Genomic DNA, 13,424 nt, shown 5'->3' with positions numbered 1-13,424 from the left:
CTATTCCTCCAGCACCGAACCGGCGGTCAGGGTCCAGCTGAGCCAGACCTCGTCTTCCCAGGTGAAGCCGCGCCGCGCCAGCCGCCGTGTATTGGCGGTCTGCGCCTTGATCATCAGCCCGCCGGGGATTTCGACGTGATAGGTCGACATGTTGCCAATATAGGCGATGTCGACGATCTTGCCCTTGATCGAGTTATAGGCCCCTTCGGGCTTTTCCGCGGCGACCGCGATCTTTTCCGGGCGGATGGCGATATAGGCTTTCTGCCCGTCGCTCAACTCGCGGTTGGTCTTGGCGTGGAACGGTTCCTGGCCCTCGGCCCAGGCGATGTCATAGCCGTCTTCGCCGACCTTCCTGGCGGTACCTTCGATGATGTTCACGTCGCCGATGAAATCGGCCACGTAGCGCGAATTGGGTTCTTCATAAATCTTGTCGGGCGTCGCCACCTGGATGATCTTGCCCTCGTCCATCACCGCCACGCGGGAGGCGACGGTCATCGCCTCTTCCTGGTCGTGGGTCACGATCACGAAGGTGGTGCCGGTCTTTTCCTGGATATCCATCAGTTCGAACTGGGTGTCCTGGCGCAGCTTCTTGTCCAAAGCGCCCAGCGGTTCGTCCAGCAGCAGAAGCTTGGGCGCCCGCGCCAGCGACCGGGCCAGCGCCACGCGCTGCCGCTGACCGCCGGAAATCTGGTGCGGCTTGCGCCGGGCGAAGCGTTCCAACCGGGTCAGGCGCAGCATTTCATGTACGCGTGTGTCGATTTCGCCCTTCGACATCTTCATCCGTTTCAGGCCGAAGGCGATGTTTTCCCAGACCGACAGATGCGGGAACAAGGCGTAGGACTGGAACATCATGTTCACCGCGCGCTCGTTCGGGGGGACATTGGCCATGTCCTGACCGGCCAGCAGAATCTGGCCCTCGGTCGGCTGTTCGAACCCCGCCAGCATCCGCATCATCGTGGTCTTGCCGCAGCCCGACGGGCCCAGCAGTGCGAAGAATTCGCGCTCGTATATGTCCTGCGTCAGGTTGTCGATTGCGGTGAAGGTGCCGAAGCGCTTGGTGACGTTCTTGAACTGGATAAGCGGCTTTTCCTCGGGGTTCTCCCAAGGGGCGAAGACGGTCTGGGGCATGGTCTTTCCTGTCGAAAAAAAGGCCCGCGCCGGTGTGGCGCAGGCCCGTATCGGTTCCGGGTCTTAGGTGCCCGACTTGATCTTGGTCCACAGTCGCGTCACGACGCGCTGAACCTTGGCGTCATAAGGCGTGGTGGTGAACAGATTTTCCAGCGCTGCCGGCGAGGGATAGATCGCCGGATCGCCGATCACGTCCTCTTCCAGGTATTCCTGCGACGCGAGGTTGCCGTTGGCGTAATAGACATAGTTCGATGCCGCCGCCATGTTCTGCGCGTCCATGATGAAGTTCAGGAACTTGTGGGCGCCGTCCGGGTTCGGAGCGTCGACCGGGATCGCCATCATGTCGAACCACATCTGCGCGCCTTCGTTGGGCGCGTTATAGGCGATCTCGACACCGTTGTCGGCCTCGGCAGCACGGTCGCGCGCCTGCAGCACGTCACCCGACCAGCCCACGGCGACGCAGATGTCGCCATTGGCCAGCGCGTTGATGTATTCGGAAGAGTGGAATTTCTGGATATAGGGGCGGATGGCCATGAACACGCCCTCGGCCTTGGCGATCACGTCGGGATCGTGGCTGTCGGGATCTTCGCCGATATAGTTCAGCGCGGCCGGGATCATTTCGGTCGGCGCATCGAGGAAATGCACGCCGCAATCGGCCAGCTTTTCCATGTTCTCGGGCTTGAAGACCAGGTCCCAGCTGTCCAGCGGGGCGTCTTCGCCCAGAACTTCCTGCACCTTGCCGACATTCACACCGATACCGGTGGTGCCCCACATGTAGTTGATCGCATATTCGTTGCCGGGGTCGTATTTCGCGGTCCGCGACGAAATCACGTCCCACATGTTCGCGATGTTGGGCAGCTTGCTCTTGTCCAGCTTCTGGAAAGCGCCTGCCGCGATCTGACGCTGCAGGAAGGTGCCGGTGGGAACCACCACGTCATAGCCCGAGCCACCCGCCAGCATCTTGGTTTCCAGGACTTCGTTGCTGTCGAACACGTCATAGACCAGGTCGAGCCCGGTCTCTTCTTCGAACTTGGCCAGCAGGTCTTCGTCGATATAGTCGGACCAGTTATATACTCGAACTTCTTCGGCCGCTGCGGCCCCGGCAATCAGCGCCAGGCCCGCGGTTGCGGCTAGAAAACGATTCTTCATGTCATACTCTCCCATTGATCGAGGGTCTTGATGCCCTTCGATGTAATTTGATCAAACTTTGCCGCGCAAGGCAATATGGTAATGTTTCCACGCAGCCGCTAAACTCGCAAGTGAAGGTGAGAAAACAGTGCTAATAAAACAGGCATTAAGGTCGGAGGTGCCCGAAAGTTGACCGTTGCAGAGGCTATCGAGACGCGCTTGCCGGCGCATGAAATCGTTTATCGCATGCTCCGCGAGCAGATTCTTTTCGGTGAAATCGCCCCCGGCCAGCCGGTGACGATCCAGGGTTTGACGGAAAGCCTGGGCGCCGGAATGACACCGGTGCGCGAAGCGATCAGGCGGCTGACCGCCGAGGGCGCGCTGAAATTCCAGGGCAACCGCCGGGTCATCGTGCCGCTGCTGACGGCCAAGAATATCGAAGAGATCATCGTCGCCCGCGAATGTCTCGAAGGCGAATTGGCCCGCCGTGCAACGGTAAATGCCACGCCTGACGACCTGGCGTTCCTGACTCACGCGGACAGGGTGCTGGACCAGGCGATCGTGTCGGGCGACCTGCAGGCCTATCTGGAACACAATTACCGGTTTCATGCGCGCATCTATGAAATGGCGGATGCGCCTATCCTGGCCGACCTGGCCGAAGGGCTGTGGCTGCGATTCGGGCCGTCGCTGCGGGTGGTCTGCGGACGGGTCGGAACCCAGAACCTGCCGGACAAGCACAAGGACCTTCTGGCCGGGTTGCAGGCCGGCGATCCGGAGCGCACCGCGCAGGCAAATATCGAGGACATGATGCAGGGAATGGAGCAGGTCCGCATCATGCTGGCATGACGTCGGGGCGCTGATCGATTCGATTGACAATATTTAATTTGATCATATTTTAGATCACGAGGGACCACCCCGCGTGGTCACAGCCCTATTTTCAGACAGACGAGGATCTCATGACCACGATCTCGAATCATATGCCGACCGCCGAATTGCAGGCCCTGGACGCGGCGCATCACATGCATCCGTTTACCACCCAAAGCGAGTTGGCGGAACGCGGTGCCCGGGTGATCACCCGGGCCGATGGCGTGTGGATTCACGACAGCGAAGGCAATCAGATCATCGACGGCATGGCCGGTCTGTGGTGCGTCAACATCGGTTACGGGCAGGAGCGCCTGGCCGAGGTCGCGGCGCGCCAGATGAAGGAACTGCCCTATTACAACACCTTCTTCATGACCACCCACGTGCCCGCCATCGCGCTGAGCCAGAAGCTGGCGGAGATCGCGCCGGGCGATCTGAATCACGTGTTCTATGCCGGGTCGGGATCGGAAGCCAACGACACCAATATCCGCATGGTGCGCACCTATTGGGCCGAAAAGGGCAAGCCGACCAAGAAGATCATCATCAGCCGCAAGAACGCCTATCACGGGTCGACCATGGGCGGCGCGTCGCTGGGCGGCATGGGCGGCATGCATGCGCAGGGCGGTCTGCCGATTCCCGACATTCACCACATCGACCAGCCCGACTGGTGGGCCGAGGGCGGTGACACCGATCCGGCGGAATTCGGGCTGCAGCGCGCCCGCGAACTGGAACGCGCCATCGAACAGCTGGGCGAAGACAATGTCGCCGCCTTCATCGCCGAACCGGTGCAGGGCGCCGGTGGCGTGATCGTGCCGCCGGCAACCTATTGGCCGGAAATTCAGCGCATTTGCGACAAGTACGAAATCCTGCTGATCGCCGACGAAGTGATCTGCGGATTCGGCCGTACCGGCAACTGGTTCGGGTCGCAGACCGTGGGCTGGAAACCCGATATCATGACCATCGCCAAGGGCTTGTCCTCGGGCTATCAGCCGATTGGCGGCTCGATCGTCAGTGACGAGATCGCCGAGGTGATCGGCGGCTGCGAATTCAATCACGGTTACACCTATTCCAGCCACCCGGTGGCCGCCGCCGTGGCGCTGGAAAACCTCAACATCATGCAGGAACAGGATGTCGTCGGCCACGTGCAGAACGATGTCGGCCCCTACCTGAAGGAAAAGTGGGAAGCGCTGGCCGATCACCCGATGGTGGGCGAGGCCAATATCGTCGGCATGATGGGGTCGATCGCGTTGACCCCGCATAAGGAAAGCCGCGCCAAGTTCGCTTCGGATGCGGGTACCGTCGGTTATATCTGCCGCGAACGCTGCTTTGCCAACAACCTGGTGATGCGCCATGTGGGCGACCGGATGATCATCAGTCCGCCGCTGGTGATGACCCGCGGCGAGGTCGACATTCTGATCGAACGCGCCGCCAAGTCGCTGGACGAAGGCATGGCGCGCGTCAAGGAAGAAGGCCTGTGGAAACCGGCCTCCTGATCGCCGCAACGCACTGAAAAAACAAAACGCCCGCATCCCGGTGAAGGATGCGGGCGTTTTTCTTTGCCGCCGAGTGGTGCGGGTGCGGTCAGGCCGCCCCGGCCATGGTGCCGGGTTTGACGAACAGCTGGCGCGGCAGGCTGCAGAAGGGTTGGGCCGGGCCGCTTTCGGTGATCAGGATCGGTTCGGTGATTTCCAGCCCCCAGCCGTCGGACCAGATGCCGGGCATGAAATGGAAACACATGCCGGGCTGCAAAACGGTTTCGTCCTCGTCGCGCAGGCTGACGGTGCGTTCGCCCCAATCGGGCGGGTAGGACAGCCCGATGGAATAGCCGCAGCGCGCGCCGCGTTCGATCCCGGCGCGTTCCAGCGGCCCGGCCAGGGCGTTGGCGATGTCGCGCGCCTGGTTGCCGGCGCGGGCGGCGTCGATCCCGGCCTCCAGCCCTTCGACCAGCGCCGCTTCGGCGCGTTTCATGTCGTCGGGCGGGGTGCCCAGGAACACGGTACGGCAGAACGGTGTGTGATAACGGCGGTAGACGCCTGCTAGTTCAAAGAAGGTGCATTCGCCCGCCTGCAATTCCGACCCGTCCCAGGTCAGATGCGGCGCCGAGGCATCGGCGCCCGACGGGCACATCGGCACGATGGCCGGGTAATCGCCCCAATGGCCATCCGCCCCGATCAGCGCGTCCTGATAGATGCTGGCGACCAGTTCATTCTTCTTCAGCCCCGGTTCGGCCCGCTCGATGGCGCCGCCGACCATCTTTTCGGCGATCCGCGCGGCGCGGCGCATGAAGGCGATTTCCTCGTCCGATTTCACCGCGCGCTGCCAGTTCACCAGCGCGGTCGCATCGACGATTTCGGCCTGCGGCAGTTCCGCCAGCAGCGTGGTATAGGCCTTGGCCGAGAAATAGTAGTTTTCCATCTCCACCCCGATGCGGGCGGACTCAAACCCCAGGTCCTTCAGCAGCGCGGCCAGGTGCTGCATCGGGTGGCGGGTGGTCGATTGCACATACTCATCGCCATAGGGGCGGATCGCGTCTTCGCCGATCCAGGCGGTGCGGCGCGCGCCATTGGCATCCATGTTGCGGCCCCACCAGACCGGTTCGCCCTCCTGGGTCAGGATCACGCCCTGATGCACATAATAGGACCAGCCGTCATAGCCGGTCAGCCAGGCCATGTTCGACGGGTCCTCGATGAACAGCGCATCCAGCCCGGCCGCGGCCATGGCCTGGCGGGTCAGGGCCAGCCGGCGCTGATATTCCCGGGGGGTAAAGGGGATGGCATTTGGCGACATGATGGTACTCCACAGGGTGTTCCCTCCACTCAAGCAGGGGGGAAAGGGCGTCATCTGTTCCAGAACCGACATTTTACGGGTCTGGAACCGACCTTCCGGACCGTCCGGAACCATCCTGGCCGATTTTCCGAGTCAATGCGCGGCGGAGGATCGGAATCGCAGGGCAATGAGAGCCAAAAAGCCGCCCAAAGCCGGTGAAATGACCCGTCTGAGCGACGCGCGGGGCGTCTAATCCGGTCGAGGTTTTGTTGACAGAAGGGCCGGATGCATAAAATGTAGGCAGTTACAGAGGCTGAATTTCCTGGTTCTTACCGCCGCCGATCAAGGTTTGAGCGGTCATTTTCAACGAGGGCGGGCATAAAGACGGGATTCCGGTCATTTGCGCAGGAGATGTCGCTTTTTGCCCAAAAGTGCCGCGAATTGGTTGCAACTGAACTGGGGGTTCGTTTTACTTATTTTGAAAGAGCGGTCTAAACCGCCAATAAAATCACGGGGAGCTACTTTGCCTGACGCAACGACAAGCGATGCTTTTGTCGCGTTTGAACGCGTACAAAAAAGTTACGACGGCGAAACGCTGGTCGTAAAAGATCTGAACCTCAGCATGCCCAAAGGCGAGTTTTTGACGATGCTCGGCCCGTCGGGTTCCGGCAAGACGACTTGCCTGATGATGCTGGCGGGGTTCGAAACCGCAACCCACGGCGAAATCCTTCTGGACGGGAAACCGATCAACAACATCCCGCCGCACAAGCGCGGCATCGGCATGGTGTTCCAGAACTACGCTTTGTTCCCGCATATGACGGTGGCCGAAAACCTGGCCTTCCCGCTGGAAGTCCGCAAGATCGGCAAATCCGAACGGGAAGAGAAGGTCAAGCGCGCGCTGGACATGGTCCAGATGGGTGCCTTCGGCGGCCGCCGCCCGGCGCAGCTTTCGGGCGGTCAGCAACAGCGGATCGCACTGGCCCGCGCGCTGGTGTTCGAACCCGAACTGGTGCTGATGGACGAACCGCTGGGCGCGCTGGACAAGCAGCTGCGCGAACACATGCAGTTCGAAATCACCCGGCTGGCGCATGACCTGGGCATCACCACCGTTTACGTGACCCACGACCAGACCGAAGCGTTGACCATGTCCGACCGCGTCGCCGTCTTCGACGATGGCCGCATTCAGCAGCTCGATCCGCCGGACATCCTGTATGAATCGCCGCAAAACAGCTTCGTGGCGCAGTTCATCGGCGAAAACAACACGCTCGAAGGTGTGGTCAAGGAAATCAGCGCGGACAGCGCCGTAGTCCAGCTGGACGATGGCGAACTGATCGACTGCAAGCCGGTGAATGTGTCGCAGGTGGGCGAACGCACCAAGGTGTCGATCCGCCCCGAGCGCGTGGAATTCAACAAGGACCGGCTGAAGGAAGACGCGCATCTTCTGAAGGCGACGGTCAAGGAATTCATTTACATGGGCGACGTGTTCCGCACCCGCCTGAGCGTTGCCGGCAACGATGAATTCATCATCAAGTCGCGCAACGCGCCGGACCAGGTCCGGCTCAAGCCCGGGGAGCAGATCGAAATCGGCTGGCTGCCCCAGGATTGTCACGCACTCGACGCGTAACAGGATAAACCGCCTCCCCGGCTGCCGGGGGTGCGGACCGCCTGAGACCCCTCGTGTTATGCCCGTGACCCCGGGGTCCAATATTTAAATACGGGAAGAAACTGGGAGAAATTTAATGAAACTGACCAAGATCTTTTTGGCCAGCACCGCCCTTGCCTTCGCAGCAGGTGCGGTTGCTGCCGAAGACATGACCATCGTGTCCTGGGGCGGCGCTTATTCCAAGTCGCAGCTGAAAGCCTATCACGAACCCTATATGGAAAAGACCGGCGTCAACATCATCAACGATGAAAGCTCGGCCGAAGCGGTGGCCAAGCTGCGCGCGATGAACGAAGCCGGCAACGTCACCTGGGACGTGGTCGACGTGGTTGCCGCCGACGCGATGCGCCTGTGCGACGAAGGCCTGGCGCTGGAAATCGATCCCGACACCCAGCTGGCCCCGGCGCCCGACGGCACCTCGGCCAAGGACGATTTCGGCGACCTGCTGGTTTCCGACTGCTTCATCCCGCAGATCGTGTATTCGACCACCTTCGGCTATCGCACCGACCTGGTCGGCGACACCCCGCCGGATAACATCTGCGACGTGTTCGACCTGGAAAAGTATCCGGGCAAGCGTTCTCTGGAAAAGCGCCCGGTCAACAACGTCGAATGGGCGCTGATCTGTGACGGCGTTCCGGCCGACGAAGTCTATGACGTGCTGGAAACCGAAGAAGGTCAGGACCGCGCGCTGGCCAAGCTGGACACCATCAAGGACAGCGTCATCTGGTGGTCGGCCGGCGCCGACACGCCGCAGCTGCTGGCCGATGGCGAAGTCGTGATGGGTTCGACCTATAACGGGCGCCTGTTCTCGCTGATCGTTGAACAGAAGCAGCCGGTCGCGATGCTGTGGGATTACCAGGTGTTCGACCTGGACGGCTGGATCATCCCCGCCGGTCTGAGCGAAGAGCGCCAGAAGCGCGCGCTGGATTACATCTACTTCGCCACCGACACCCAGCGTCTGGCCGACCAGGCCAAGTACATCTCCTACGGTCCGGCGCGTAAGTCCTCGGCACCGCTGGTGGGCAAGCACGCAGATCTGGGCATCGACATGGCCCCGCATATGCCGACCGACCCGGCGAACTCGAAGACTGCAGTTCTGTATAACTTCGAATTCTGGGCCGATTACCGCGACGATCTGGATGCGAAATTCCAGGCGTGGCTGGCCAAGTAATCACGCAACGACGTGAAAAGGACGGGCCGTGCGCGGCCCGTCCCAACCAAACCAACGGGGACCGACAATGAGCGAACTGAAGGGCTCTGGCCAACAGACAGCCGACGCGCCGACACCGGAAGACGCGTTCCACGAAACGGCGACGCTCGATTCGCGCGAACAGACCCATGCCCCCGGCGCCGCGCCGGACGGTCCTGTCCTGGCAGCGGACGGAACCCCGCTCAAGCGCAGCCTTGCCCGCGCCCTGCGGATGCAGAAAATCCGCGCGCTGGCGCTGATCGCGCCGCTGCTGATCTTCGTGCTTCTGACCTTCATTGCTCCGATCGCCAGCATGCTGTTCCGGTCGGTGGAAAACGAAATCGTTTCCGACACGTTGCCCGAAACGGTGGTGGTTCTGAACGACTGGGATTCCGCAGGCGGCGCTCCGCTGCCCGAATCCCTGTTCGAAGCCTTCTATGTCGACCTGTTCCTGGCGCAGGAACAGAAACTGCACACCCGTCTGGGCACCCGGCTGAATTACGAACAGACCGGAATGTCCTCGTTGTTCCGCAAATCGGGCCGCCAGGTCGGCAAGTTCGACACCGATAAATACACCGACCAGTTCACCGCGCTGGATGCAAGCTGGGAAGACCCGGCCAGCTGGGTCGCGATGATGGATAATAAATCCAACCGCACCGCGCTTCCCTTCACCGCGCGCAGCTGGGACCGCTGGGTCGCCTATCTGAACACCGAAGGCGACGATCCGGCGAAAGAGGATATCGAGGATTTCCTCTTCACCACGCTCTATCTCGACCTTGCCAAAACCGGGGGCAAAGGCGCCTCTGACGCTCGCATCACCGCCGCAGGTAGCGCGGTCGGCGATTTCGAAACCGTCAGCCTGGCCGAACAATTCGCCGATGCGGAAAAGGACTGGGCCGATCCCGAAATCTGGCGGGTGATCCAGACCTTTTCGCCGAAATTCACCTCGGGCTATTACCTGAACGCCATCGACATGCAGAAGACCCCGGACGGGATCGAAAAGCGCCCCGAGAACCAGCAGATCTATCTGATGTTGTTCAAGCGCACCATGTTCATGAGCCTGGTGATCACCTTCTCCTGTATCATGCTGGGCTATCCGGTGGCCTGGATCCTGGCCAACCTGCCGTCGCGCACCGCCAACCTGCTGATGATCCTGGTGCTGCTGCCGTTCTGGACCTCGCTGCTGGTGCGGACCTCGGCCTGGAAGGTGATGCTGCAACAACAGGGCGTGATCAACGATACGCTGGTCTGGCTGGGCCTGGTGGCCGACGACGCGCGGCTGGTGATGATCAATAACCAGTTCGGCACCATCGTGGCGATGACGCATATCCTGCTGCCGTTCATGATCCTGCCGCTCTATTCGGTGATGCAAACCATTCCGCCGACCTATCTGCGGGCGGCGAAATCGCTGGGCGCGACCAACTGGACGGCGTTCTGGCGGGTCTATTTCCCGCAATCCGTGCCGGGGATCGGTGCTGGCTCGGTGCTCGTCTTCATCCTCGCCATCGGCTATTACATCACGCCCGAAATCGTCGGCGGCAATACCGGGACGTTCATTTCGAACCGGATCGCCTTCCATATCTCGTCCTCGCTGAACTGGGGCCTGGGCGCCGCGCTCGGGACGATCCTGCTGGCCGTCGTGATGCTGCTCTACTGGGTCTACGACAAGATCGTCGGCATCGATAACGTGAAGCTGGGGTAAGACGATGACGCGCAAGACCGAAACCGATCACCGCTTCGCCGCACCTGCCGGCACCATGCGAAAGGGAGGCTGAAACGTGGCTGCTCTGACCCCGATTTCCCGTAAACCCGTCAGTTTCTACGTGCCGGTCGTGGCCGCCGCGGGGGGCATTGCCGGGCTCTTCGTCGGCACCGCGCAAGGCAGCGGGCTACTTGGCATCGTGATCGGCGCCGCGCTGCTGGCGGTGCTGGCCTTCGCGATGACCCAGATGACCGACAATGAAAAACCCATGCGTTGGGGACTGATGGCGCTGTTCGTGCTGGCCGGCGGATTGCTGGCCGGGCCCGGCGGGCTGATCCTCGGGCTGGGCTTCGGCTGGTTCTTCGGCTGGTTCACCTACTGGCTGTACGAGGGCCGCTACCGGGCCAAGCTGGTGCCCTACCTGACCCCGATGCAGGTGCTTTGGCATTATACGTTCCGCATCATCTGCGGCGCGATCCTGGTGTTCCTGATCACCCCGATCCTGGTGGTGATGCCGCTGAGCTTCAACGCGCAGGACTTCTTCACCTTCACGCCGGAAATGCTGCGCTTCGACCCGGCGGGTTATTCGCTCAAGCATTACCGCGATTTCTTCACCAATGACGATTGGCAGCAGGCGCTGCGCAATTCGGTGATGATCGCGCCGGTGGCGACGCTGCTGTCGGTCAGCTTCGGCACGCTGGCGGCGATCGGGCTGAGCGCGGAACACGTGCCGTTCCGCCGCGCCATCATGGCGGTGCTGATTTCGCCGATGATCGTGCCGCTGATCATCTCGGCGGCGGGGATGTATTTCTTCTATTCGCGCATCGGGCTGCAGGGCACCTATTTCGGCGTGGTGCTGGCGCATGCCGCGTTGGGCATTCCCTTCGTGATCATCACCGTGACGGCGACGCTGGTCGGTTTCGACCGGTCGCTGACCCGGGCCTCGGCCAATATGGGGGCCGATCCGGTGACCACCTTCTTCAAGGTGCAGATGCCGCTGATCCTGCCCGGGGTGATTTCCGGCGGGCTGTTCGCCTTCATCACCTCCTTCGACGAGGTCGTGGTGGTGCTGTTCGTCGGCTCGGCCGGGCAGAAGACGCTGCCCTGGCAGATGTTCACCGGTCTGCGCGAACAGATTTCGCCGACCATCCTGGCGGTGGCGACGATCCTGGTGGTGATTTCGATCGGGCTTCTGACCACGGTGGAATTGCTGCGGCGCCGGTCCGAGCGTCTGCGCGGGATGAGCCCGAGCTGACAGGGGCGCGCTTCGCCGCGCGGCGAAGCAGGGGGCTCTGCCCCCGCCGCCCCTTGGGCGACTCCCCCGGGATATTTATGAACAGAAGAAGATGGGGGCGGGTTTTGAACCGCCCCCTCTTTTATGGTCAGAGCGACAGGCCCTGCGGGTCGAGCGTGATCGACCACAGCTCGGTGTCGCCGCGATCCATCAGCCGGACCTTCATCTGCTGGGTGGCGCCGTCGATATCGACCAGGCCGAAGAATTGCAGACCCATCGAGGGCGGCAGGTTGGCGCCCTGTTCCTTGCTGGGTGCCTTCACGTAGCGGACTTCCGGCCCGAAGGTCATGTCCAGATCGTTGGGGCCGAACGTGCCGGCATGCAGCGGGCCCGAGACGAATTCCCAGAACGGATCGAAATCCTGGATCTGGGCGCGGTCGGGGCTGTAGTGATGCGCCGCTGTGTAATGCACGTCGGCGGTGAGCCAGACCGTGTTGGCGATGCCGGCGGTCTTGATGAAGCGCAGCAGGTCCGCGATTTCCAACTCGCGCCCCTTCGGGGTGCCGTGATCGCCATTCGCCACGCCTTCGGCGCCGGCCTGTTCCTTCCAGTTGTCCCAGACGATCAGCCCGATCGGCATGTCGCAGGCGATCACCTTCCAGGTGGCTTTCGAAGCGGCCAGTTCGCGCTTCAGCCAGGCCATCTGTTCGGCGCCCAGCACGCGGGCGTCGTCGGTCAGTTCCGTTTCCATCGAATCGTGGTTCGGGCCGCGATAGGAACGCAGGTCGAGGAAGAACACGTCGAGCATCGGGCCGTAGGGGATCTTGCGATAGACCCGGCCGGGTTCGGCCGGCGTGTAGCTGATCGGGGTCATTTCGTGGAAGGCGCGGGCGGAACGGGCGGCCAGCACATGCACCGATTTTTCAGAATAGCGGTCATCGGCGGTCAGGTCTTTCGAGGCCGACCAGTTGTTCACCACCTCGTGGTCGTCCCATTGGAAGAAGGTCGGGCAGATCGCGTTCAGCGCGCGGACATGTTCGTCCATCATGTTGTATTTCCACTGGCCGCGATATTCGTCCAGGGTTTCGGCGACCTTGCGCTTTTCGTCGATCAGCACGGTGTTTTTCCAGGTGCCGCCATCCTTCAGCGTCACCTCGTCCTGCATCGCGCCGTCGGCATAGATCGTGTCGCCGGAATGGATGAAGAAATCGGGCTGGTGGCGGGCCATGGTGGCATAGGTGCGCATGCCTTCGTCGTCGATGCCCCAGCCCTGGCCGGCGGTATCGCCCGACCAGGCGAAGCGGACCCCACGGCGGCCGGCGGGGGCGGTCCTGAACCGGCCCACGATCGGGTCGGAGGTGGCGCTGATGTCATTCAGGTCGGCGGCGGTGAAACGATAGAAGATGTCCTGATCGGCGGGCAGGTCGGCGACCAGGCGCTTCACGGCGAAATCGCTTTGCGGCAACGCGTCGATCGCGGCCAGGCGGCGGGCATCTTTGAAGCTTTCGGTGGTGGCGACCTCCATCATCACCTTCGCGGGGCGGTCGGTGCGGGTCCAGATCATGCCCGAGGCATTGGTCACATCGCCCGACTGCACCCCGTGGGTGAAGACCGGACGAGCATTGGCGCGGCTGAGCGACGGCATGGCGAGCGAGGCGGCAAAGGCGGTGCCGCCTGCCAGAACCGCACGGCGGCTGGGTTTCAGAAGCTTGGTCATTTGAAGGTTTCCCTTTCGCGTTTCCCTGGCGTGTCGGGG

Annotated in this window: 10 protein-coding genes; 6 read left to right on the top strand and 4 right to left on the bottom strand. The window is 62.0% G+C overall.

Annotation, left to right across the window (positions count from 1 at the left end):
- The gene (locus GR167_RS08010; protein WP_160972945.1) at positions 1–1,128 is read right to left on the bottom strand and encodes an ABC transporter ATP-binding protein; all 1,128 of its coding nucleotides are present in this window, start codon (positions 1,126–1,128) and stop codon (positions 1–3) included.
- 63 nt (positions 1,129–1,191) lie between these two features.
- Entirely contained in the window at positions 1,192–2,277 is a 1,086-nt protein-coding gene (locus GR167_RS08005) for a polyamine ABC transporter substrate-binding protein (RefSeq protein ID WP_160972944.1), read from the bottom strand.
- 225 nt (positions 2,278–2,502) lie between these two features.
- On the opposite strand from GR167_RS08005, the gene GR167_RS08000 reads away from it, so the two are divergent.
- On the top strand, positions 2,503–3,102 hold the full coding sequence (locus GR167_RS08000) for a GntR family transcriptional regulator (protein WP_160972943.1): 600 nt from the start codon (positions 2,503–2,505) through the stop codon (positions 3,100–3,102).
- A gap of 110 nt (positions 3,103–3,212) precedes the next feature.
- Positions 3,213–4,610 carry an aspartate aminotransferase family protein gene (locus GR167_RS07995; protein ID WP_160972942.1) on the top strand — a complete coding sequence of 466 codons (1,398 nt, stop codon included), beginning with the start codon at positions 3,213–3,215 and terminating at the stop codon, positions 4,608–4,610.
- Between the two features lie 88 nt (positions 4,611–4,698).
- Here GR167_RS07995 and GR167_RS07990 read toward each other — a convergent pair whose 3' ends face one another.
- Complete coding sequence (locus GR167_RS07990) at positions 4,699–5,904, bottom strand: M24 family metallopeptidase (protein WP_160972941.1); 1,206 nt, start codon at positions 5,902–5,904, stop codon at positions 4,699–4,701.
- A gap of 502 nt (positions 5,905–6,406) precedes the next feature.
- On the opposite strand from GR167_RS07990, the gene GR167_RS07985 reads away from it, so the two are divergent.
- The 4 genes from GR167_RS07985 to GR167_RS07970 all read left to right on the top strand — a co-directional run bounded on the left by GR167_RS07985 (position 6,407) and on the right by GR167_RS07970 (position 11,689).
- Entirely contained in the window at positions 6,407–7,507 is a 1,101-nt protein-coding gene (locus GR167_RS07985) for an ABC transporter ATP-binding protein (protein WP_160972940.1), read from the top strand.
- 115 nt (positions 7,508–7,622) lie between these two features.
- Positions 7,623–8,714, top strand: coding sequence for an extracellular solute-binding protein (locus GR167_RS07980; protein WP_160972939.1), 1,092 nt, complete (start codon positions 7,623–7,625; stop codon positions 8,712–8,714).
- 67 nt (positions 8,715–8,781) lie between these two features.
- Entirely contained in the window at positions 8,782–10,434 is a 1,653-nt protein-coding gene (locus tag GR167_RS07975) for an ABC transporter permease (protein WP_160972938.1), read from the top strand.
- Between the two features lie 76 nt (positions 10,435–10,510).
- Positions 10,511–11,689, top strand: coding sequence for an ABC transporter permease (locus tag GR167_RS07970; protein ID WP_160972937.1), 1,179 nt, complete (start codon positions 10,511–10,513; stop codon positions 11,687–11,689).
- 127 nt (positions 11,690–11,816) lie between these two features.
- Here the strand turns inward: GR167_RS07970 and GR167_RS07965 are convergent, their stop codons facing one another.
- Positions 11,817–13,385: an alkaline phosphatase D family protein gene (locus tag GR167_RS07965; RefSeq protein WP_160972936.1), complete on the bottom strand. Its 1,569-nt coding sequence runs from the start codon at positions 13,383–13,385 to the stop codon at positions 11,817–11,819.
- Positions 13,386–13,424 lie beyond the last annotated feature (39 nt).

It is taken from the genome of Thalassovita mangrovi (assembly GCF_009857745.1).
GTDB lineage: Bacteria > Pseudomonadota > Alphaproteobacteria > Rhodobacterales > Rhodobacteraceae > Thalassobius > Thalassobius mangrovi.
Note: the sequence above shows the minus strand (reverse complement) of the source record. Positions and strands in the feature narration are given on the sequence as shown.